General features: G+C 34.1%; 28 protein-coding genes. 4 read left to right on the top strand and 24 right to left on the bottom strand.

Translation table 11 applies throughout. The features are described from left to right. Positions 1 to 115: 115 nt before the first annotated feature. A complete protein-coding gene (locus ACIP9W_RS09620) occupies positions 116 to 1,063 on the bottom strand; it encodes an LLM class oxidoreductase (protein WP_400788550.1) in 948 nt (315 codons plus the stop codon). A gap of 188 nt (positions 1,064 to 1,251) precedes the next feature. Beyond that, positions 1,252 to 1,560, bottom strand: coding sequence for an ArsR/SmtB family transcription factor (locus tag ACIP9W_RS09615; RefSeq protein WP_400788547.1), 309 nt, complete (start codon positions 1,558 to 1,560; stop codon positions 1,252 to 1,254). Between the two features lie 259 nt (positions 1,561 to 1,819). On the opposite strand from ACIP9W_RS09615, the gene ACIP9W_RS09610 reads away from it, so the two are divergent. Next, a complete protein-coding gene (locus ACIP9W_RS09610) occupies positions 1,820 to 2,269 on the top strand; it encodes a YfmQ family protein (protein WP_400788544.1) in 450 nt (149 codons plus the stop codon). 93 nt (positions 2,270 to 2,362) lie between these two features. Here the strand turns inward: ACIP9W_RS09610 and ACIP9W_RS09605 are convergent, their stop codons facing one another. Then, positions 2,363 to 3,814, bottom strand: coding sequence for a WD40/YVTN/BNR-like repeat-containing protein (locus tag ACIP9W_RS09605; protein ID WP_400788542.1), 1,452 nt, complete (start codon positions 3,812 to 3,814; stop codon positions 2,363 to 2,365). 106 nt (positions 3,815 to 3,920) lie between these two features. Further along, positions 3,921 to 4,472, bottom strand: coding sequence for a hypothetical protein (locus ACIP9W_RS09600; RefSeq protein WP_400788540.1), 552 nt, complete (start codon positions 4,470 to 4,472; stop codon positions 3,921 to 3,923). 132 nt (positions 4,473 to 4,604) lie between these two features. Between ACIP9W_RS09600 and ACIP9W_RS09595 the strand changes: the two genes are divergently transcribed. Together ACIP9W_RS09595 and ACIP9W_RS09590 are read left to right on the top strand one after the other, a co-directional pair. Next, positions 4,605 to 5,042, top strand: a complete 438-nt coding sequence (locus ACIP9W_RS09595) for a hypothetical protein (RefSeq protein WP_400788537.1) — start codon at positions 4,605 to 4,607, stop codon at positions 5,040 to 5,042. Between the two features lie 220 nt (positions 5,043 to 5,262). After that, on the top strand, positions 5,263 to 6,072 hold the full coding sequence (locus tag ACIP9W_RS09590) for an AAA family ATPase (protein WP_400788536.1): 810 nt from the start codon (positions 5,263 to 5,265) through the stop codon (positions 6,070 to 6,072). A 101-nt stretch (positions 6,073 to 6,173) separates the two neighbouring features. Here ACIP9W_RS09590 and ACIP9W_RS09585 read toward each other — a convergent pair whose 3' ends face one another. Then, positions 6,174 to 6,974 carry a hypothetical protein gene (locus ACIP9W_RS09585; RefSeq protein WP_400788534.1) on the bottom strand — a complete coding sequence of 267 codons (801 nt, stop codon included), beginning with the start codon at positions 6,972 to 6,974 and terminating at the stop codon, positions 6,174 to 6,176. Between the two features lie 250 nt (positions 6,975 to 7,224). Here ACIP9W_RS09585 and ACIP9W_RS09580 point away from each other — a divergent pair, with 250 nt between their 5' ends. Beyond that, entirely contained in the window at positions 7,225 to 7,443 is a 219-nt protein-coding gene (locus ACIP9W_RS09580) for a hypothetical protein (protein ID WP_400788532.1), read from the top strand. 216 nt (positions 7,444 to 7,659) lie between these two features. Here the strand turns inward: ACIP9W_RS09580 and ACIP9W_RS09575 are convergent, their stop codons facing one another. The 19 genes from ACIP9W_RS09575 to ACIP9W_RS09485 all read right to left on the bottom strand — a co-directional run bounded on the left by ACIP9W_RS09575 (position 7,660) and on the right by ACIP9W_RS09485 (position 22,740). After that, entirely contained in the window at positions 7,660 to 8,436 is a 777-nt protein-coding gene (locus ACIP9W_RS09575) for a VanZ family protein (protein ID WP_400788529.1), read from the bottom strand. Continuing rightward, positions 8,397 to 8,759: a PadR family transcriptional regulator gene (locus ACIP9W_RS09570; RefSeq protein ID WP_400788527.1), complete on the bottom strand. Its 363-nt coding sequence runs from the start codon at positions 8,757 to 8,759 to the stop codon at positions 8,397 to 8,399. Before ACIP9W_RS09570 ends, ACIP9W_RS09575 begins: the two co-directional genes overlap by 40 nt. A gap of 307 nt (positions 8,760 to 9,066) precedes the next feature. Beyond that, positions 9,067 to 9,438, bottom strand: a complete 372-nt coding sequence (locus tag ACIP9W_RS09565) for a hypothetical protein (protein WP_400788525.1) — start codon at positions 9,436 to 9,438, stop codon at positions 9,067 to 9,069. Between the two features lie 97 nt (positions 9,439 to 9,535). Then, on the bottom strand, positions 9,536 to 10,573 hold the full coding sequence (locus ACIP9W_RS09560) for a sensor histidine kinase (protein WP_400788523.1): 1,038 nt from the start codon (positions 10,571 to 10,573) through the stop codon (positions 9,536 to 9,538). After that, entirely contained in the window at positions 10,570 to 11,250 is a 681-nt protein-coding gene (locus ACIP9W_RS09555) for a response regulator transcription factor (protein ID WP_400788520.1), read from the bottom strand. Before ACIP9W_RS09555 ends, ACIP9W_RS09560 begins: the two co-directional genes overlap by 4 nt. A 7-nt stretch (positions 11,251 to 11,257) precedes the next feature. Beyond that, the gene (locus tag ACIP9W_RS09550; RefSeq protein ID WP_400788518.1) at positions 11,258 to 13,324 is read right to left on the bottom strand and encodes an FtsX-like permease family protein; all 2,067 of its coding nucleotides are present in this window, start codon (positions 13,322 to 13,324) and stop codon (positions 11,258 to 11,260) included. Next, the gene (locus ACIP9W_RS09545) at positions 13,314 to 14,096 is read right to left on the bottom strand and encodes an ABC transporter ATP-binding protein (RefSeq protein ID WP_400788516.1); all 783 of its coding nucleotides are present in this window, start codon (positions 14,094 to 14,096) and stop codon (positions 13,314 to 13,316) included. Before ACIP9W_RS09545 ends, ACIP9W_RS09550 begins: the two co-directional genes overlap by 11 nt. 499 nt (positions 14,097 to 14,595) lie before the next feature. Further along, the gene (locus tag ACIP9W_RS09540) at positions 14,596 to 14,682 is read right to left on the bottom strand and encodes a putative holin-like toxin (protein ID WP_400788770.1); all 87 of its coding nucleotides are present in this window, start codon (positions 14,680 to 14,682) and stop codon (positions 14,596 to 14,598) included. Positions 14,683 to 15,009: 327 nt separating this feature from the next. Further along, a complete protein-coding gene (locus ACIP9W_RS09535) occupies positions 15,010 to 15,306 on the bottom strand; it encodes a PepSY domain-containing protein (protein WP_400788515.1) in 297 nt (98 codons plus the stop codon). Between the two features lie 264 nt (positions 15,307 to 15,570). Next, positions 15,571 to 15,933 (bottom strand): histidine kinase, encoded by a 363-nt coding sequence (locus ACIP9W_RS09530; RefSeq protein WP_400788513.1) that lies wholly within the window; start codon positions 15,931 to 15,933, stop codon positions 15,571 to 15,573. Positions 15,934 to 16,165: 232 nt separating this feature from the next. Continuing rightward, on the bottom strand, positions 16,166 to 16,792 hold the full coding sequence (locus tag ACIP9W_RS09525; protein ID WP_400788511.1) for an HD domain-containing protein: 627 nt from the start codon (positions 16,790 to 16,792) through the stop codon (positions 16,166 to 16,168). Between the two features lie 173 nt (positions 16,793 to 16,965). Next, complete coding sequence (locus ACIP9W_RS09520; protein ID WP_400788509.1) at positions 16,966 to 17,907, bottom strand: sensor domain-containing diguanylate cyclase; 942 nt, start codon at positions 17,905 to 17,907, stop codon at positions 16,966 to 16,968. A gap of 178 nt (positions 17,908 to 18,085) precedes the next feature. Continuing rightward, positions 18,086 to 19,087, bottom strand: a complete 1,002-nt coding sequence (locus ACIP9W_RS09515) for a DUF2268 domain-containing putative Zn-dependent protease (protein ID WP_400788507.1) — start codon at positions 19,085 to 19,087, stop codon at positions 18,086 to 18,088. Between the two features lie 196 nt (positions 19,088 to 19,283). Further along, positions 19,284 to 19,661, bottom strand: coding sequence for a DUF4181 domain-containing protein (locus tag ACIP9W_RS09510; protein ID WP_400788767.1), 378 nt, complete (start codon positions 19,659 to 19,661; stop codon positions 19,284 to 19,286). 210 nt (positions 19,662 to 19,871) lie between these two features. Beyond that, the gene (locus tag ACIP9W_RS09505) at positions 19,872 to 20,255 is read right to left on the bottom strand and encodes a hotdog family protein (protein WP_400788505.1); all 384 of its coding nucleotides are present in this window, start codon (positions 20,253 to 20,255) and stop codon (positions 19,872 to 19,874) included. A gap of 13 nt (positions 20,256 to 20,268) precedes the next feature. Continuing rightward, positions 20,269 to 21,252, bottom strand: a complete 984-nt coding sequence (locus tag ACIP9W_RS09500; protein ID WP_400788502.1) for an MBL fold metallo-hydrolase — start codon at positions 21,250 to 21,252, stop codon at positions 20,269 to 20,271. 117 nt (positions 21,253 to 21,369) lie between these two features. Beyond that, positions 21,370 to 21,792, bottom strand: coding sequence for a FosM family fosfomycin resistance protein (gene fosM, locus ACIP9W_RS09495; RefSeq protein WP_400788500.1), 423 nt, complete (start codon positions 21,790 to 21,792; stop codon positions 21,370 to 21,372). A 26-nt stretch (positions 21,793 to 21,818) separates the two neighbouring features. Beyond that, positions 21,819 to 22,016 (bottom strand): hypothetical protein, encoded by a 198-nt coding sequence (locus tag ACIP9W_RS09490; RefSeq protein WP_400788498.1) that lies wholly within the window; start codon positions 22,014 to 22,016, stop codon positions 21,819 to 21,821. Between the two features lie 109 nt (positions 22,017 to 22,125). Continuing rightward, positions 22,126 to 22,740: a trimeric intracellular cation channel family protein gene (locus tag ACIP9W_RS09485; protein ID WP_400788495.1), complete on the bottom strand. Its 615-nt coding sequence runs from the start codon at positions 22,738 to 22,740 to the stop codon at positions 22,126 to 22,128. Positions 22,741 to 22,785: the final 45 nt, after the last annotated feature.

Below are 22,785 nucleotides of genomic sequence, written 5' to 3'. Positions count from 1 at the left end.
TATTAATTGTTTGTTATCACGATATAATTTGTCGATTGTCCCTCCACCAAGGCACTCTTCTCCCTGATAGAAGACTTGTTGATTTTAATCTCTTTAATAAACTACATTTAATCATTTACGTTATTGCAGGAAAATGAGGGACTACTTCTTGTGCTAATTCTTGTATAACTTCTTCCGCAGGGCGATGACTATATTTGTTATTTAGATACACATGGTTCACCCCAGCTTCTTGTAATGCCTTTAGAAATTCAATTAAGAATTTATGGCCACTTCTGAAACCTAAGTGAATAGGTCTTGGCCCTTCATTTGGATCCTCAGATAAATCAATATGGAGTGATTGGGCAAATGGTTTAAATCCATCTGCTGATGAACGGTACTCTTTAATGAGTCTATCTTGTTGAGCTGGGTTACGTGGATAACCAAATAAACCATCACTATTTTCCGCGATCCATTCCATTGATTGCCCAGAAAAACCTGTTACAAAAACAGGAATATCTCCTAATACTGGTTTTGGTAGAAGATCTGTTCCTCCAGTTAGACTTACTCTACTTGTTTGAATCGTTGGGAATGACTTTGCCCACACTTCCTTCATCACATAAAAAGCTTCCCGGTAGTATGCAGCTCTTTTTTCACGTTCAACGTTATACGCGTCGAATTCAATCGGCCGGTCTCCCGTTGCAAGTCCAAATAGAAGTCTTTCCCCCGAGATTTTATCCAAAGAGGCTGCTGATTGGGCAAGATTTAACGGATGTTGAAACGATGTGATGACACTAGCTGTTCCTAAGGCAATTTTCTTTGTATGTGCCGCTATATGGCTAAGGTATATCCATGGATCATACATCTGTCCTACATCCCCGAATGAAGGATCATTTAATGGAATATCACGGACCATCAAAGAAGCAAAATCGGCATCTTCGGCAAGTTTTGCTAGTTTTATCTGTTGCTCTAAATCCATTTCTGGAACGTTGCCCTGATATGCTTCCAGTGGAACAGCCAAGCCTAAAGTAAGTTTATTTTCTTGAAATGTTCTTATATATCCCTTATGCTTTTCAAATTTATTCATGTTCACTATCTCCCTTTCGAATTCTTAGAATATCTAGTACATAGAAGCATCCTCTATAAATTAACATATCACGAATTAACGATTTGTTCGGGCAAAAAAATATAATAACACGCATTCACATATTCAAATACTTCGATATATAGAGTGTAATTAAAGTGAATTGCGATGTGCAATTCACTTGCTAGGCTTTAAAGTTCCTTTGAAATATAGTCGCCTATTTTCTTTATAACTTCTTCATTACGCTTATAATATGTCCATTTTCCTATACGTGTCGCTTCGAGTAGCCCTGCCCGATGTAACATTGTAAGATATTGAGATGCCGTTGATTGTGTAACATTTAACTTTTGATGCAGCTGAGATACACATACACCCTCTTTCTCTAAAGTAGCCCCTTCAGCCTCAGGGGACGTAAAATACAAATTGGGCTCTTTTAACCACTTCAAGATTTGCAACCGTTTTTCATTAGACAAAGCTTTAAGAATTTCTATGATATCCATACGACCATCATATCACTAATTTCCGATATGTCAATATATGCACCTAGAGTTTAATATCATCTACTAATTGGTCCTAATAATGACTTTTCAATCCTATTATATTGCCAAATATGCCTAAAATTTTTTTTCTTTAATGAACATTTGGTGAAAGATCCCACATTTTATTGCTTTATTATATTAGTGTCATTAATATAAAAAATACATGCGCCAACCGGTAAGTTCGGTGACCAGATATTATTTATTTAGGAGTTGAAATGAAATGATTTGGACCATTATCACTATTATAGTACTTGGAACAATATTAATATTCGTATCTTGTCCTCCCAGTGCACTAGTAGGATGGGTTTTAGATAAGTTTGCACTTCATCCAAAACTAGATTCAAAAGATATTACGATAACATTTAACGGAACGCACTTAGATGAGGAAGAAAAGATTAGATTTAATGAATATTTTAATGAAGCTCATTTTTTAGAAAGAAATCACATATTCCCGGGGAATGAAAAGTTTTTTCTAAATCCGGAGACAGATGTTATTCCATTTGTCATAAATGTAAGAAACCGAATAAAAGAAACGAATTTCTTTATCTATAGTCACGATGATAACATTGATGTGGTCAAGCAGTGGAAGAAAAAAGTTGCTTCTTATAGTCTTAGTTCTGAGTATCTACACAACTTTACTATTTCAACTAATATAAATGAAAAAGCTTGATATACATTCCTTACGAGAACTCATATAAATCATCAACTAGTTGAATAAAAATAAAGGCTGTCTATCGACGGCCTTGTTCTGCTAATATACACTTCAATGAATCGTCATATCCTCCCACGAATAATCGGGCATCGTTGCAATCCAGAGCGTATCTCCCACGCTATCCACATCCGAAACAACGAATTCAACCGCATCTAATACTTTTTCAGGTTTACTTCCAACTTTTGTGGGAATGGAATAAATAACCTCACCTCGGTAAGTATAACCGAATAATTTCTCGCCTTTTTTATGAAAGTGAAATATTACTTCATCCATTTGAACTTTTCTCCAAATTTCCTCTTTAAGAACACTAATCCAAATTCCACTTTTTGAAGTAATGAATAGCTGATTATTAATGACTTTCATATCTAAAAGTGCATCATTACTATTGGGTATTGCTATCTCTTTCCAGCCATCATTTGTCTTTTGCAAAATCTTGCTTTTTCCTGTGAGGACTAATAAAACCCCATTATCCGTTATTTGAAACTTAGAAAATGGTTCAGGGACTATAGCTTGTTCCCAACTTTCCCCGTGGTTGGTCGTATAATAAATCCTTTCACTTGATAGCACAGCTAGATGGTTGTTGCTTGAATAATCGACTTTCTCAATCGGGTGGTCTAATGAAAGAATCTTCTTTCCTTTATTTTTAGATGTAACACCTGCCCATATTTCGTTTTCCGTAGCTACATACAATTGGTCATTCCTATCAAACCATGCGTGTGTTACATAATTATTAACCGGAAGCTTTTCCCATGTTTCTCCATTGTTACGGCTCCATTCCATAAAGGGCTGTTTTGTTATACTAAATTGGGTAGGCTTTTTGTCACCCCATAACACTACATAGTTGTTTTCTGCAATAACCCCCATAATTGCCTTGCCTTTTTTGGATATTTCAGATTCGGTGGATCCTAAACGTTTTTTAATCACCCCTCCTCCTATTGGTACCTTGTGGCTGGCAGCTACTATTTCTCCTTTTTTGGCATCGAAAGTTATTCCTGTAAAAAGGCCATTCTTATCATTTCCTAAAACTTTTACAGTATGTTTATCTTTTTCCCCATCAAACGTAAAATGGTATCCTGTTGCCCAATCCACACTTTTTTGTAAACCATATATTTCCTTTGCAATTTTCACTAAATCAGGACTATCAAATTTTATATCCTCTAATTTTATTTCTCCAAGACTAGGTCCATTTCCCTTATGAGTTCCACTTATTTCTCCTTTGGAAATAAAAACAAATAATTGCTTTTCTATACCAGGAGCCTCAAAAATCAAATTCCAATTATATCGTTTCCCTGTTTCTCCCCTTGTTCCTCCCATATCCTCATCCACACTGGTTAGAAACGTTAAATAAGCATTCTCATTCCATTCTTTCGCTCTCTCTAAACCAAGATGAATGGCTTCTTTTAGCGTAATTTCACCATCTGAAGCCATTCCTTCATGATCAACCGAGTTTACAATAAGCAAGAAAATAACTAACATACATGCAGTTATTTTTAATAATCTCAAATCGTCCACCATCCTCTGACTTATTGTGCAATTTAGGTTGTGGTAAATACTTTGTTATATGCCTTCTTAGAGCCAATCTTTTTTTAGTTCCTACACTTTTGTATTCCTAATGATTTGGAGACTTTGGCATATAAGTACCTCCACCTGCTACCATTTCTTTTGTTTCAACATCATAAATTGCATATCTACCTCTAAATTCTTTTTCTGTGTCTTTAAAGGAATAAAAGAAATATACTTGCCTATCTGGGCTCACAGTTAGATGGTAGTTGGTATCTATATCAGGATAGGGCCGAAGAATATTTCCATCAAAAGTTATATAATTTAACCCTTCTACCTCATTAAACAATAACTTTCCCCTAAAATTTACAGAGGCATTATGCATCTCTTTAAAAAGAACAGTATCCAAATGTCTTTGCTGTTGCTTTGGCTTCTGCTTATACCTTTGATATAACTCCTGATGAACAGGATACTTTATGTCTCTTAATGCCTGGTAAAATTCATCTACAGTTTCAACAAAAACTTTTTCCTTATTTGCAGGATATAAATATTCAACTTTATTTGAAGGTGTAGATTGTGAATAAACAGGATTTCCTATAAACATGGATAGACTGAACAAAAAGATAAACGTATACAAACAAAATAAGAATGGATTTTTCATGTAGATTACTTCCTTTTTAAACAGTAACCTACCCTAAATATCATTACCTATCCTGCTTTTTAATAACGTAAAATTTGGCTGGTGTATGTTAAAATTTTCTGAACAGAATAAGCATAAAAAAGAGGTGAGACCATGAAAAACCTATATACAACAGTTGTTTTATGCTTTTTATTAGTTTTGGGCTTATCCGTTTCTGCCCAAGAAATAAAGTCGCCCAAAGTGCTTACTTACCATGGTGAAAGTGAAAATTGGGTCGGTGATTATACACTTGAAATTTCTGAAGGGGCAATAACAAAACTAGGGAGTTTAAAGTTTAAAGGCGAAGATGTTGATTCTGTAGGATGGATTTCATGTACGTATGAAGCAGGTACCGGTAGAACAACAATCAAAAGTCTATTAGCAGGTGTACATCCAACCGATTCACCTATAGGAGAAAAAGGTACTCTATCAAGTAAAACAGTAGTAGGGGGTAGCAAGGAGGGAAATAATTTATATTCTAAAGTAAAAGTTGTTAAAGTGACTGTGGAATGGGATGGGAAAACCGAATCATTTAATTTATACAAACAATAATAATGGCAGGTATTGTCGATAGATGCAAAAAATATATCACCCCCTAACACCATTCTCTTTTTTATGAATGGTGTTATTTTTGAAGCTACTTGATTTTTTGTACTTAATAATAATCAAACATCATAAATTCAAACTTCACTCTATATTTCTGGAAACATGGTAAAATGATGGTAGTAATGAGATTTTTGCTTTTCATTTTCCAAAAGGTAGGTCTACCCATATGATATATCTAAAAAGCTTCAAACTTAGCCCCCATACAGTCAAGAATCCAAATGCCTATCCATACAATGTGTTTAGAAAAATATCTGGAGAAGTATTTGTCTTTAACAATATTACAGTTTTGTATGGTAACAACGGTTCCGGAAAGTCCACGCTCTTAAATTTAATAGCTAACAAGCTGAAAATTACTGGGGCTGAGGGAATTACAAATAATCGCTATAACAATTACCCGTCGGATTACATGTCGGATTGTTCATACAGCCTTGGTGAAAAAAAGCATGACGGGGAGTCAGATCGAATACCGCATAATAACCTGTACATCAAAAGCGAAGATATTTTATATGAGATCAAGAAGATTCAGCAGGAGGCAGTTCTGAAAGAAGGTTACCTGTACCAACACTCTAAATTGGGTTATACCAAGGAGCAATTGGAAAATTTGAAGCATTCTTCGCAGATGTACAAGCAAATCGAGATTATGAACTTTGCCAATGAGAAGTATTCTAACGGAGAGACATCCATCCAAATATTTGATGAATACCTTGTGCCAAATGGATTATATCTGCTCGATGAACCTGAAACTTCTCTTTCCCCTACAAACCAAATTAAATTGGCGGAAGAAATAAATGAACTGGCAAGATTTTTAAACTGTCAGTTTATTATAGCGACCCATTCTCCATTTATGTTGGGAACACTAAATGCTAAGATTTATAATCTGGACGCTCCTCTTCTGAGAACATATAAATGGACTGAACTGGAAAATGTAAGATTTTTCTACGACTTTTTCAAAGATCGTAAAAATGAATTTGAATAAACAGCTGTAACATCCTTGGGTATTTCATAACGCATATATTGAAGAAGCAAGCTAAGACGCCAAATTGGTTACTCTTATAGGTAAAATTAATTTCCACTAAATTAATTGAATGAGAAGAAAAATTGTTCATCATCAGATTTATATGGTAGAAACTTTATTTGCTTGACAATATACTCATCTCCGTCCCACACATACGGAAGCTTGAGCAAACCAATTAATCCTCCGTAGACACTATCTTGTGCTATATAAACAGGTACTCTTCCAAACAATTGACCATTTTCAACAGAGTAGGTTATCTGCTGAAAGCTGATGTATAACGGTTCTCGTGGATTCATGAAATTGTATTCGGAGATATCGCTTACGTATTTCTCACCGTTTACATGAATCGTCACGATATTGTCGTGTTTCTCTAATGTCACGATCGAATCAATGGTTGCTATAGTCTTTTCAATGGACTCGATTATGGCTTCTTCATATTCTCCTCGCTCTTTAATAAAGTTCAAAATATGAATGTCTTTCCGAGGCTTCTCCATACCAGCTTTATCATTATTTAGAACAATGATGATGTCACCAAAGGAGTCGCCATTCACATCATGATAGAATAGATCAGGCGGATACTTTCCATGATACCAATTAGGGAAGTGATACAACGTTTCTTGTGTACTATCATTCACTTGAACAACAAAGTTCTCATAGTCCATCCAAGTGATTTTATCTGCCATTAAGTAAATCATTTGATATCTTATGTCTGAAGGGACACTTAGTAAGACAATTCGTTCGCGTTTTTCTTCAGCAATGACTTTCTCGGATTCTTCTGTATCCTTTCTTGCCATCCATCCAATTGAAGTTGCTAATACTAAAAAGAATAAAACCAACGTAAAAATTACTTTTTTGGTATTCATAATTCTCATTACCACCTTATTTATTAACTTAAGGTAGTTTGCCCATTTCGTAAATGTTATACGATGAGCTTAATGGTATTGTAAGTATTAAGAAGAACCGACTAATCAATCCGATGTATTGTAAATTAAAGCACCTATTATACTAAGTGAATATTTTCATAAGTATATCCTCAATCAATAATAATGACTCTATAATTAATCAGTTAATTTTGACTTTTGCGCTAAAATGCTTGTATAGGAGGTGAAATTAATGAGCAAAAGGAAAAATAAAATGATATCAGTTTTTGTAATGGGTGTTTTTGCAACTGCTTTTGCCTTACCACTGCTAAGTGCATTAGGTGTTCCTACATTTGATGTTGGATTAGTTGCTTTGTTTGGGGAAGGAAGCATATTGGCTTTAGTTCTTTCACTATTACTAATTCTTTCAATTGTTCTTGGTGTAGGGAAGGTTATTAAAAGTTATACCTGAGACGATAAGATTAAAATGAGTCTTAAATGAGACTAAAAAAACGCTAGGATATCTCAGCGTTTTTTTGTATATTAATATAGCTTAATAAGGAAAAAGTCTTTATCCCTTTTTGAAAATTTAGGATCGGCTGCACAAGCACCTTTTCGTTGATATAATGGTTAGAAATTAAATTCTATGAATGTACATTTATAACATATATACTGTTATGTTATCTTATCAACTTCTGCTTCTAAATAATCTTGGTTTTTGAACTTTTCTCTGGACTTTTATAATTAATTTTATGAATAAGAATCCTACTATGCTGCCTATGCTGTTTAAAATTAAATCATCAATATCGAATTGCCCTATTTGCAACAGAAATTGTAGTGCTTCTATTGTGAAACTAACAAGAATCGAAAAAGTAATTGCTTTGGAGAATGAAGTGTACCTTTTAAATAGAATAGGAAGAAATATTCCTAAGGGTATGAAAATAAGGATGTTCCCTAACGTGTTATTGATTACAATATCTAAATTAAATCTGTCATGGTTCACTATGTAATTGATTGTATTCTTAAAAGGTATTAAATTTGCGTTTAATTTCCAAATTTCTAGATTAAAAACAAAGAAACCTGTTTGCGCTTCATTGGAATAAAAGTAATTACTTTGAGGGAAACCATTACTATAATTTATCACTCGTTCCAGTAGTCTTATGAAGATCAACTTCCAAAGTACTACAAAAGAGAACAGAGAAAATAAAATCCAGTTACTAATCTTGAATAATTTGTAATATGGAGATATAGATTCTTTGTAACCATTCCTTAATTGCTTTTCATCTCCAAAACTTTCTAAGGCTTTATTTATAGCTTTTTCTTCTGCGAAACCTTGTTCTAAATACTCTTTCTTTAATAGTTTTAAGTGGTCACTGATCTCTTCGGCAATCTCTTTTTTCTCTGCTTTATCACAGTCTAAGTCTTTTACAATTTGCTCAATATAGGATTCGAATTTTTTATCCAAGCTAACCCCTCCGAAGTGATTTTTATTAAATCATTTACTTTCTTCCATTCACCAAGTTTTCTATTTAGTTCCTCCCTACCGCTCTCCAGAATTTGATAGTATTTTCTTCTTCCCCCTAGTTCAGCATCTTCCCAATAAGATTGTATCCACTCATTTTTCTCCAATCGCTTTAAAGCAGGATAGAGTGTTCCCTCACTCATGTTATACAATTCGTTACTATTCTCTTTAAGACTCTTAACAATTCCATAACCGTACATGTCTTTTTTTGACAATAAGGAAAGAATCAGTATATCGATACTGCCTTTCATTATTTCTTTATCCATATGAATCCTCCTATTTAGAAATTTTCTAATAACACCATCGTATTACATAGTGCATCGAATTACAAGGGTTAATATTTTCTCATTTAAAATAGGATCTTGATCATGAGCTATAAATTATCTAGATAAAAAAGGATAAGATTTCTTTTATCACTACTACCCTTGAATTTTACCCTCTTAATTTATTCAACTTAGAAATCAAAATCCTCTCTATTTGAGATTATTATTTATTCAGCTATACTACTTCGTTAGTTGAATAAGTAAAAAAAGCTTCACTTTTTTTTGAAGTAAAGCACTCGTTACCAATAAATTATTTGTTTATTAAAGTAAACTCTTCTCTTTTTCCATTCCATTCTACTCTTATTACTAACTCATCTTTTACACTTGTAGATGGGCTATTAGAAATCGGAAGATTACTTTGATATATGCCTTCTTCATTTAAAGAAGCGTTATTCTCACCAAAATTTAATACTCCGCTATTCTTTGCTTCCACATTGTAACTAAAAGTAGGCACATCCTCTTTGCTGTATTCTTTATAGTTAATAAGAATCCGATAGGTTTCATCCCCTTTAGTCTGACTAACGGTTACTTTGGAGGACCAATTTTCTCCCTCCCCACTAAATATTAGATCATTATCCTTCGCCTGGCATGCAAACAGTAATAGGAGTATCAAAAATACCAATGCTAAAGTGATCTTCTTGATAGAAATCACCCCTCTCCATGAATTGTTTTTATCCCATTTCCCGATTTTTTTAATGAATTAAACTGCTTTGCTAATATTAAAAGCACCGTTCCTCAATTTTCGTAAATAGAAATTGAATGACAAATTCCTTTCCATACTTAGACTCAACTTCGATTTCAATCTGCAATTCATCACATAATTTCTTAACAAGATATAATCCAATCCCAGTAGACTGCTTTCTATTAGGGTTATCTCCTGTAAACCCTTTATCGAAAATGAAAGGAAGATCAGAACTTAGCACTCCGATTCCATTGTCAGTTATCCTTAAAAAATATCTATTTTTTACACTGTCAAAACCAGTTTCTAACAAGATAAATCTAGCTACTTTTTCATTAGAATATTTGACTGCATTCACTATTATTTGCGTAAAAATAAACTGGAGCGCCTTTTCATCGGAAATAACTGGCACTTCTTTGATTTGAGAAATAACTTTAACTTCTTTTTCATCCAGTAACGATTGAATTTCTAATAGTACATCTTCCAAGCACTGATTGAGCGAGACTCTCTCTAGTTTATAATCAATATGAATAGCCTGTAATCTTGCATAATATAGTATCTGTTCGACATGATCATGGATAGTAATTCTTGCATGCTCAAGTCTTTGATATACCAATTCCGACATTTCGTCTTTGCGATTTTGAAGTACAAAGTTTACTAAAGAAATTGGTGTTTTAATCTCATGAACCCAGCTTTCAATAAATTCTTCATAATCTTTTGACTGTAATTTAACCTCATCCAGCCGGTCATTGAGCATTCGTAATTTTTTCGCTAAATCATGGACCTTATCCTTATGTATTTCCCCAAATGATTGTATCAATGCAAATTCTTGCTCCGGTGAAGGATTTTTTAAAAATCTATCATACACTTTGTCTTGCTTCGCCTTTCCCCGCCAACTAAACAGCATGCCTATCATCACACTCGTGATGGAAAAAACAATCATCATACCAACTAAAAGCTTGAATGCTTCAGGATATACAACCCATGCTAGGAATATAAAAAAAGCACAATTTATAAAAAGAAGTAAGATCCAAACACGTGAAAGCTTGAGTATTGTTAGCCAATCCCCTAGCTTCATGTGTTAGCACCTTCTACTAATTGATAACCAACCCCTCTAACCGTTTTAATTCGATTAGACAAGCCGACCTTATCAAGCGTCTTACGTAATCTGGTCATATTCACTTGCAAAATATTTTCATCGACATATTCGCTACTTCCCCATAACTGCTTAAATAACTCTTCCTTATTCACTACTAAAGGTGCACATTTCACTAAGAGCTTCATGATCATTCCTTCATTTTCTGACAATGAAATCGAGGTGTTGCCAGCATACAAGATATTTGTTTTTTCATCTAGCTGAAAATCGCCGGCATTTAACAGAACCTGCATATTTGCATATAAGTGTTGCAGTTTTTGAATTCTAGCAATTAGCCTTCTCGGATGACATGGTTTCGTTAAATAATCATCGGCTCCTAATTCTAATGCATGTAGCTCATCTCGAAGTTGATCACGGGAGGTTAAAACTAAAATAGGCCCTATTCCTCTAGCCTTCAAGGATCGACAAATTTGAAATCCAGATAGGTTTGGCAAATTTAAATCTAATAAAATGAGCGCTGGAGTAGCTGAAATAATATCTTCTAAAGGCGTATCGAAAGAAGAGATACTCTCTACAGAGTATCCCTCTTTTTCTAAAATACTTTGTAACTCTTCCCGTAAGAAAACGTCGTCTTCCACTATGACGATCTTTGCCATCATTTCACTCCTACTCAATCTCTTTTAATTTCTTAATTTCTTCGTCACTCTTTCGTTGAATCATCCATAAATAGCCAAGTTCAAAAACGATAAAAGCAATAAGAATAATTGCTATGTCCATACTATTTTCTACATTCAACGTCATTGAAGGAAAAGCAGTCAATAAAGACCAAATACCAAAAACACTGCTCACTAATGCTACCGAAATTACTAAACAAAAGTATAACCAAATTTGTTTTCTTGCAGAGGAACAGAGCGATTCAACACTTGCTCCTAGCATAGCTAGTGTTTGATATCTATGTTTCGTACTTCGTTGCTGCATAAGAAAGTTAATGCCCAATACCGTATTCGCAATTATAAGAAACATAATGCCTAGATAAAATGTTGTATAGCTACCTGCCACTGTATAAAACAGCTGTCTTCCCATACTAGATAGATAACTTTCATAATCTACATCGAATGTATTTATTGTCTGTTCTACTTCGTACATCCCTTGCATTAAGCCTTTTTCCTTCACAAATTCAGGATTTATTGTCATATTCCAAAACCATGAATCTTGAGAGTTGCCAACTAAGCTATCATAAATAGCATCGGGCACAATGAGTGCAATAGAAAGAGTAATCGCCCTATCTGCAACGATATTGCTAGTATACAAAGTCGGTACTATTTCATAATGTTTTTCTCCTATAGTAATTGTTGGATTTTTCTGCAATACCCTTCTTAATATATCATAAGAATTTGTATATTTTTCATTAGAGTACATGGCAACTTCATTATCTTCTAATATAATTGGAGATTTATTAATAGTCGTTAACATTTTATTGTAACTAGAAAGAGAAATGAAATAAGGGCGATCGTGCATAGACATATTCCTTAATAAATCCTCTTTTTCTTGTGTATTTTTTTCTTTAGAGATTCTTGCTTCTAATCCAGACCAAGAAAAAGCACTCGCGGCTGTATGGTCAGAAGTTTCTGATTCAATTGGCCAATACTGCCCGAGTTTCATCTCATAATAACTGTTTATGTAAGGCTTCAATTTAGCAGAGGTTAATATAGTAACAATTTCTTCTTCCGTCCCTTTTAACGTAAAATCGACAGTTCTACTCGATGTAGCACTATTATTTAAAGCAGTAGAGGTTCCAAAAGCAAAACAAACCATCGCCATTAATATTAATAAGGATGAAATGGCAAGAGAGCTCCATTGATGTAAAACATTTTCTTGAAGTTGTCTAGCTGTAAATACAAATAATCCAGTTGAAGAACTGCTTTTGCGTTTTATCGACGCTCCAATCAAACTACCTAATCCACGAAACAATATGAAAGTTCCACAGATTCCTATAAACAATATTAACGCAAATATTCTAAGGTCAAGGCCGCGCATATATAATATAGCCAATCCATAAGCTACACATAAGAAAATAGTTCCAAGGAGTAATGCTGCTCCAGTAAAGAAACTAACGACACTCCATATTGGTGAAAGTACTCGTTGCGATTTTTCCTTTTGGTCATTTAGTAATTCTATCGGTTCCTTCCTGCTCATTCTAAAGCTAAGTATAAACACAGCTAAGATTTGTACGACAATAAAACCAACTATCGTTAATCCTAGTCCAACAAAGGAAATACGAAACTCATGACCAATAATCCCCAATCCAATCAACCTTGAAGTAGCTAAGCTAATCAGCTCTGTTAAAAATAGCGATATGGGCACGCCAATGCATAGAGCAACCATGCCATTCCACAATGTTTCTCCCATAATCATGACGAATAGCTTGCTTTGCCTCATTCCCATCATTAAATACATACCAAATTCATGACTACGTTGTTGTAGTTGGTATCTATTTGCAAAATAAACTAAGAAAAATACGAAGAATAAAGAGACCGCATAAAGGACTGGCATCAACAACAGTAGCCTCTCGACCGCATCGCTTTCAACAGTTTTAAGATAGATAATTACATCTTGCTCACCAAGTGACAGGATGACATAAAAAGCGATAATCGAGATGACGAGCGAGACAAAGTAAACCCCATTTTCCTTTCGAGTTTTACGGCTATTTCGCTTGATAAAATCAAAGAACATTGCTGCTCCCTCCACCCAACTGCGCCAATACTGTTAGGATTCGCTCATAAAATGCATTTTGCGTTTCTCCAGGCACTTTCTTTCGAAGCTCATGAAAAATCATCCCATCCTGGATAAATAAAATTCTAGAGCAATAGCTTGCTGCATTGGCATCATGCGTAACCATTAAAATAGTAGACCCTTCCTCTTGATTATTTGCATATAATTTATCCATCAAGATTTTTGCGTTTTTTGTATCCAAAGCTCCCGTCGGCTCATCTGCTAATACAATGCTTGGATTTGAAATCAGTGCTCTTGCTGCAGCTACCCTCTGCTTCTGACCTCCTGATAACTGAGCGGGAAATTTATGTAATATATTCTCAATATCAAATTGTTTCATTAAACTTTGAAGCTGCTCCTCCTGCTCTTTAGGATTTACGCCATGAATAGACAAAGGCAAAATGATATTCTCTCTAGCTGTTAAATTATCGATCAGTTCAAATTCCTGGTACAAGTATCCTATCTTTCTTCCTCTATAACTCGCTAGTTGTGCCCCTTTAAATGAAGAAATATTTTTACCCTCCAATAAGATCTGCCCAGCTGTCGGCTTTAGCATAGTTGCAATCGTATTCAGCAATGTTGTCTTGCCTGATCCACTTGCCCCCATAATCCCAAGGAACTCTCCTGGAAGAACATCAAAGGAAACTCCCTTGAGTGCAACAGTTTCCCCTTGTCCCTCCCCAAATGTCTTATGTACTTCTTTGACCTGAAGCAGTTTATCTGCAATATTCATCTAATAATTCCCTCCCATGTAAACTCTCTATAGTAACCTTACAATAAATTAATATAAATTTACTCTTACAGTTGTTGTAAGGTTTGAAATGAGAAGGATACTATATCCAGCAACCGAGTCAAAACGTATTTGAAATTTGCGAGCTTGCAGAAAAATGATCGGCTAAATCTTGATCGAGTTAAAACGATTCGATGCTATTGAAAAAAAGTGTGTACCACTGGTTTACTTAATGACTTAAGAAAGTATTTAGAATGTGAACTAACTAATGTATTTTAATATCCTAATGAGTAACTTGAATAAATGATAGTAGAACTATATTAGACAATAAAGTTGAAAACATTAGCTGGATGGTATAATATGAATCTAACAAGAGTACATTAAAAAAGACTGTTAGGTGCGTCAACACCCAACAGTCTTGTAACAAAATAGTATCGCTTCAAAGGCGATCAGCAATTACAAGAGTAAACCACCCAAATGCTTGCTATGGCTCAGGGGCGGTTTACTTTTTTTCTTTTGAAAATGTAAGAATGGAAACAATCAAACCAGCGAACGCTATCGCGAGCATCAAGGCTTCGAAAGTTGTCATATACACCATCTCCTTCCCCTATTCTTGTGAGCTTACAAGAATATCAAATCGGAATAAAGGAAATGCTGACCGCCCATGAACACACTATTCTATTACTATTTTATTATACCATACATACGTTCTATTTTATTAATAATTCACTTGTTATCGAATTATCTTCAACTCCGCATTATTCCATTCGTAATTCAGCTAGAACTTTACTGACATTTAAATGTGCATCCAGTTATACTGCTCCCAGCAGCTTCATCCTAGAGAAATAATTTCATACAGAAAATTTCAACACATGCTAAATAAGAATTACCTTCTCCGCTAATATTCTAAGTAATTTTATTGGAGAAATATTATCTCCTCTGTATACGGATTAAAAACTATCTCGATTTCTTTTGAATCTTTAATTGCATTCATACGGTAGACTTCTTTACCAGATTCTACTTGAGTGATTGTTGTAAAATGACTGTCTATCACCTCTGCGTCGTATTTTTGCTCTACTATTGCTTTTGCTTCAGCATAGGTATAACTCGGTTTGACGAATTCATATAACAGAGTGCTACTCCCAATTCCAATCATGAAACAAACAATCATTTTAAAGAGTATCTCTTTATCTTTTTTATCACCAAAAGCCATAAACAGAATATATCCACACGTTACTAAAAAGAACGTTAGTATATTTGGTACAAAATAGGAAAGGGAATTTATCCGTTCGTATGCTTTCGAATCGTAAAAAAAATAGTACAGGCAGAGACTTGTGACTATAAAATAAATGATAAATGCGATGATGCTCTTCTTCTCGATTAGACTTTCCTCCTAATTTTTTCCTGGTGCTATGAAAATAATATTATAATGTCTATCGCTGCTCAATTATGGGAAATAGAATAAAAAATTCTTTCTCTATATCATTTCTTCTACATCAAATAAATAGCCTATAAATTCTTCATGTAGAGCACCATTGTCTTTTAACGACTCGATTGTTCCCTCAATAACTAAGTCTATACCAAATTTATCTGCTAAATCATCCACACCATCTATCATTACTAGTAAAGAGTGTATTACTCCCCTTATTAATTCATTAAGAATACTCTCATATGCTACTTTGTCTTCTTTATCCTTTAGCAAATGTCGCAGTCTTTCATAACCTTCTTCATTATCAGACCAAATTAAATTAGCGTTTGACTCTAACCCATCTAATGATGCTTTAACCCAATAATCTTTATAAAATTTTAGTTGTTCAAACAATAGCTTTTGCTTATCCATAATATTCCCCCTCGTATATTAGTAGAGTTCTTCCCGATAGAATTTCCGGTTGATCCGTACGGTTGGAGAATCTGTTGGATCTTTTTCAGGAAAATTTATGTATTTTTTGGACAAGGGAGAAATGCAGACCTCCCATGATTCAAAGCTGCCTAAAGTAAACCTTAATCTCTAACTAAAACGCCTTGCTAACAGTTTCTCGCACAAATTACCTGTTTCTAATGATCGGCTTTGGCTATTGTTTAACTAAATTAGGTTTTAAAATTTCCACTTCAACAATACCTTCATTTTTTATTTTTATCTCTGCTTCTTCTTCAATAATGTCCTTGAACTGTGTCAAAACTGTATTAAAGTCCGTATGCTTACCAAGCATAAAACTCATTTGATATTCTACATCTATCCAAGTGCTGATATCCGCCTCATTATGTTGAATTTGTGCTTCCAGCTTATCTAAGGCATTTGCTACTTTTGCTTCAAACGATTGTTTGTTTTCAAATTCAATCCAAAGATTGTATATATCTTCCCCTAAATTCCCTTTTAGAGTATCTCTAATATTTTCTATTGCTCTCATCTCATTCCTTTCTTTCTTTTTCTCCATGTTGTTCATCGTTTCGAATGCTGGTATGTCTCTTGCTTCAGCTTCAACCAAATCATGGATTATGATCATTTTTAATAACTTTGCAATATCAACCTTTTTATCTAAATAAGGTTCGACCAGCATAGCCATTAATGATACTCTCCAAGTATGTTCCGCTACACTTTCTTGCCTACCAGTAGAAAGCCAACTGTGCCGTAGTTCATATTTTAGTTTCTCTCCTAATTTAATTACTTTCAATATATCTATCAAATTTTCTCTCATCATTTGTTCCTCCAATTAGTATATTTTCAACTATCTATGTATGGTTTACCTTACTATATTAATTTAGTTTGTTGTACAATAACCCAATCTTTAATGATCGTCTATTTAAGCACTATAAGAAAAGGTGATCGTTAATGATCACCTTTCCCAGTCTCTAATCTAATTAGAAGAGTCGCTCAATAAAATTTATAAGCGTTCTTTCCTGCTGTTTTTGCACAATATAAGGCAGTGTCTGCATTTTTAAGAAGCGTTTTTAAATTGATATTACTATCGACAGGATAAGATACTATTCCAATACTTGTGGAGAGTTGATATTGGTTATCCCATGTATTTAAACAGTTAAGTACATATTCCGCTCGTTCACAGAGTTCCTCTCTAGTAGATAGCTGAGCGAAATGGATGATAAACTCATCTCCCCCTAGTCTTACCGCAAAGGCATCGTGGAGGTCATTAACGAACTTTTGAAGTCTTCTAGCGATTTCCTTTAACACTAGATCACCAGTATCGTGACCATGTATATCATTTACCTCTTTAAAGCCATCCATATCAAGAAAGAATAGCACACCTCCAGTTTTAGAATGTTCCTCAAAATACTTGGAAAGATAATGTCTGTTGTATAGTCCAGTCAAAGAGTCTTTATATGCAAAATGCTCTAGTTCCAAATAATAAGCAAACATCTTGGCTATTTTTTGAAGTAAATTTATACTCTTATTATCAAAATGGCTTTCTTCATGATGCGCTACACATAATGTCCCAAATCTTTCCCCATTAACCAGTGTAATAGGAATCCCCAGATAAGATTTAATATTGACTTCTTCCAGAATATTTCTTAAATCGAACGAACACGCTCCATTCTTAATATCCTCATATATTAATGGCTGTTTATTTTTAAAATCAATTCGATTACAAACCGTTTCGTTAAGGTTTATAACCATTCCCTCCGTTAAGAGAATACTCGTATCTTCATTTGAAAGCTTTAGAATAATTTGTTGTTTATCACTAAAAGAAGTTAAATAAATCAATTTGTCAGGCAAAATTTCTTTTGCAAGATCCAGTACATCACTAGCAAGCTCATCAAAATTCCTATACATCTGCAATTCTTGTAACGTTATTACCATAAAGCAGCACCTCTATTACTATCAAAAATTAGTTTTTATCGGCACATTAAGTGCAATACTTCCTTCACTATTTCTATTAAGGTTAACATAGATAACGATGTTGGTTCAAAAATCTGCCCACTTGTTGCATAACAGTTAAATAATGAAAAAGTTAATAGTTGAAACTTTTAACTTACACCTAGTGGAGAAAATCACTATATTTACTGCCCGCCACGATTTCCTTGGCACCCTTTTTTGTCCAATCCAATATAGAAATATCGGGATTGTTTTCAATGAAGCTTTCGGTGATTTGATAGCCTATTTTATAATTCGAGAAACTCGGGATATCTTTACGTGAATTGCCATAAACCAATTTATCGTAAATAACAAAATCCATAGATTTCCCATATACGCTTAATTCTTCTAACACCTTAGCTTCTTCATCACTAGAGAATGGTTCTTTCCAAATGACTTTTATTTCAGGGTATACAATACTTGCAAAGGTATCTGCTTTGCCTTCTTGGATGGTTAAATCCAAGATGTTATACTCAATCGGTACACTATTATGCAAAATATTAACGGTGTGATGATATTCGTGAGCCACAATATATTTTACTGTTTCTTCTGAAACGGATGGGTCAATCATCAGTAAAAAATCACTCTCAGAAAATGTCAACCCACTCATTCCTCCTCCTGTATTAATGAGATGCCATTCCTCAGGATTAACGGGAAAGATATAGATATTCGTATCTTTACCTGGTAGCAGTTCTGCCGCTTTCGATATGGCTTCCTCAATCCACTTATTAATTTGTTCTTGATTTTCAAGTAGCTCACTCGTCTTTTTTTCTAACTGCTCTATTTCCCAAGAAGGTGAAAGTGGGTCGCCTAATGTAATATCTTTAATGGAGGATTGCTCTTTAAACGGTTCTAATACATACTCTGTATAAATAGCTTTCTTATCAAGTTCAGGATTCTCACTAATTGTTCTTGCGTATTCCAAAGATTCATCGAAAAATGAAATAATTTTAAACTCCTGTCCTTTATATGAAAAACGGTATGTAGTTTCAGCAGAACTATTGTCATCCTTCATTATCTCATGAGCCTCTTCCTCTATTCCTTCATCCTGTTCTATAACCTCTGTACAGCCCCATATGAACAATACAAATAACAGTAAAATGGATAAGTTTTTCAAACGCCTCATGCTAACCCTCCATGTCCTTTCCTAAGTTGTAGAAAAGGACTTTTTATTTAGGTCAATGTACTTTTAATTCACTAAACAGCTTTGTTAGTTGAATAAGAAAAAATGCTTTACCCCTTCGTGAAGTAAAGCAATCGAAAGCAACAATTATTGGATGACATATAAACCATAGAAAATGACACAAAAATGACGTTTTCAATTATGATAATTTACTAAGTAAATAATCAAATATAATAATTATGGCAGTTAAAAATAAAATCCCTTCACAAATTGTTATAATATATTGTTTGGGATTCTGCGAATATTTACATTCAAACAATGCCCTTACTGCATAGTCTAATAATATGAAGAAAAACGTTGCAATCAATAACAGGTTTATGGAATAATCTTCAAGTATGATTAAGCAATTGATAACGATTAATGCAATAGAAGAAGTAATTCTGATAAACCAATCAATTTTTCTATGCAATGCGTTTATGTGGTTGTATAAAAAAATAGGTTTATTTTCTTTCTCGATTTTCAATAATCTTCTCAAAAAAAACTTAACTATTTCATTTAATATAAATACAAACAACACAAATATTGATAACTCTATCCAAATCACAAGATACCTCCCTGTTCAACCAAATCCTGCTGGGTTCTTTGAATTCATCTCCTCTCTCCAAATTTCCAATTTTCTATAAATTATACCATTATTTTATTCTCCTGACCTAAAGAATTTGTTCAATAAAAAAAGCTTTACTCCTTTTTAAAGTAAAGCATCCATTAACAAGAAATTCTCCTGGATTTATAATATTACTCCCGCAAAATTCCCCTTTAACACTTCTTTTTCATGCTGATTTTTACATATAAAAGAGGCTATTATAGCTGTTCTATTGTTCTTATTTTCCTGTTTTTCGAATTGGTCAATTGACACTTCACAAATGATTGTATCTCCCGTAAACACAGGTCTTAAAAACTCGAAATGCATGGAACGGGCTAATACATTATGATCTCCACCCACTTTTGTTGGCAGAGTAGCCGTAAGTAACCCTTGAACTACCAGTCTTCCCTGTTCATCTGGTGTCAGATGATGAATCCCTTCATCTCCCGAGATTTCTGTAAATAATTCAACATCTCTTGCGGTAAAATCCCGTTCAAACGTTATAATATCTCCCACTTTTAATGACATTTAAATCTCCCCTTTAATATGACTTTAAAAAAGCTTTCCATTCTTTCGGTTTTACGTTCTGATCCAACCATTCTTTTACTGGTGCATGATATGGAGCAGTGGCGATTAACTGATTGTCTTGCCATCTTGCAGCACCGGAACGAATCATTTCATCGAGCAGGATTTTAGTAAATTCTTCTGGCTGAACCTGAAAAGAGTAACGGGCAAAATCTTGAAACCAGCCGCACTGCAACAGATAGTAATCGATCTCTTCTTTGGCTAATCCATCTTTCATTATTAAAGTAAATGAAAAAATTCGCTTACATGCATGCCATGAAATCTTCTCAGGCATTGTGAGCCACTTTTCGAATCTGCTCCTTGCCGCATCAATAGAGGCCATAGGATTCTCAATTTGGGGGCCATGTCCTGAGTAAGCTTTTTCTATTGGAAGCATCGACAACCGCTCTAAGCTCTCTAAAGATCTTTGGATAGACGAAACGCCCTCGCGAAAAATATTTAACCATCCAATATCATTGTTATGAAAGAGATCCCCGCAGATTAAAGTCTTCTCTTCTGGTTCATATAAAGAAATATGTCCCAATGTATGTCCCGGTGTGTGTAAAACTTGTAATGTTCTACTTCCAGTATGGATTTCTTCATTATTAGAGAGCTTTCTATCAACTTGATAAGGTTCTACAGGCTGATCAAGCCATTCGGCACTGCAGGCTTCCGAATCACCAACATTAATTAATTCAGCCTCCCATTTATGGGCAGCGATTTTAACACCATAATTTTGCTGCAAATAAAAATTTCCACCAACATGATCACTATGATAGTGCGTGTTCACGATAAGGTGTAATTCTTCCGGTGAAACACCCGCTTCTGTTATTAATCGCTCTGTCTCTTTCACATCGCTACCGAAACCAGTGTCAATAAGGATCGGAAGCTCATCCTTAACAAGAACCATATTTGCACTTGGAAATTTTCTTTCAAAGAAAACAATAGTTGATTTGTTCAAAAGCTATTCCCCCTTTATGGAAACATAAATGGAATTTGATTGAGCGTTCACTCAACTTTAATTATACATAATTTCAGAATATTTAAAATGAAATTATTTATTTTAAAAGGAAAACTGTTAATCAAAAAATTCCATATGATCTTTTTCTGATTTATAATATTGTAATCTATCTAGCAATGTTCCAGTATGAAATTCAAACTTATGACCATCAGGATCAGTGAAATAAATAGAGTTCTTATCTCTTTCATCTCTTGGACGTCCCGCTAAAATATTTACATTCCATTTTTCCAGTTTTTTATGCATTTTTTCAAATTCAGCCTCATCAATGGAAAAAGGTATATGTGTATATGATTGACTTATTTCATTACGAGGTATATCTTTCTCTACATTTAGTGCAAGCCATATACCATTTAAATCGAAATAGGCAGTGGATCTCTCTTTCACTAACAATTTGGCTCCCAATACATTTTTGTAAAAATCAATGGAATTATCTAAATTGGAAACGGAAAATAATAAATGATTAATACCTTTTATCGACATGTTTATCACCTCAAGATTAATATTTATCAACCAACAAATACAGAAATTAGTAAACTGATTGCAAATAATAGATATGCAATCTGGATGATTACATACATAGCATGTTCAAAGATTGATAGTTTTCTTTGCTTCTTAGTTTTTGTTAGATGGCGAACATATAAAAAAGATGACATAATCATAACTCCAACATAAATAGCCATTAAAATATCTGCAATGAGTGACAAGCACACCAGCTCCTTTACAGTATCTACGAATAGTGGGAAATAAGGTTTCGGAAATTTCGAAATATAAGTTGTACAATAGAAAAAGAGCTGCCTAAGCAACTCTTTTTCGTCAGTTGTCCATTCTTTTTTTATATCCTTTATGTGGAAGGTTCCAGTCAAAATAGACGGATAGTATCCTTAATATAACAATCATTATTAAGAGCAAAAATGTAGCAGACGATCCACGTATAAAACCAAAACCAATGACAAGACCTACTAGTACGGCCCAAAAAGCATAAATACCAGAACTAAAAATCATCGGTTTCCTGCCTGCGAACACATCTCTTATCATTCCACCACCTGTTCCTGTCATGCAAGCCGCTATAATTACTACCATTAACGGTGCATCGATGGATACAGCATAATTTGCCCCTTGAATGGCGAACGCTGCTAAACCGATTGCATCAAAAAATACTACAGCATTTTTCCATTTTATAATCCATTTATTTGGCATTATATAAGCAATCGTAATAGTCAAAAATGCTATTTCAAACAAATGAGGTTGTAGCCAAAAGTTCTCAATTGGTATCCCAATCAATATATTACGAATAAGACCGCCACCGAATGCAGTCATAAATCCTAGCACATACATACCGAACAGATCATAATCCTCTTCTATAGCGATAAGCACACCACTTATTGCAAATGCAATGGTACCAATAATATTAAGAATGTCCCATGTCAAAGGCAACTCCTCCTTTCTTCATCGGACTCATTCATCGCAAAAAGT

It is taken from the genome of Psychrobacillus sp. NPDC093180 (genome assembly GCF_044754065.1).
Lineage (GTDB): Bacteria > Bacillota > Bacilli > Bacillales_A > Planococcaceae > Psychrobacillus.
This window is presented reverse-complemented; position numbering and strand designations above follow the sequence as displayed.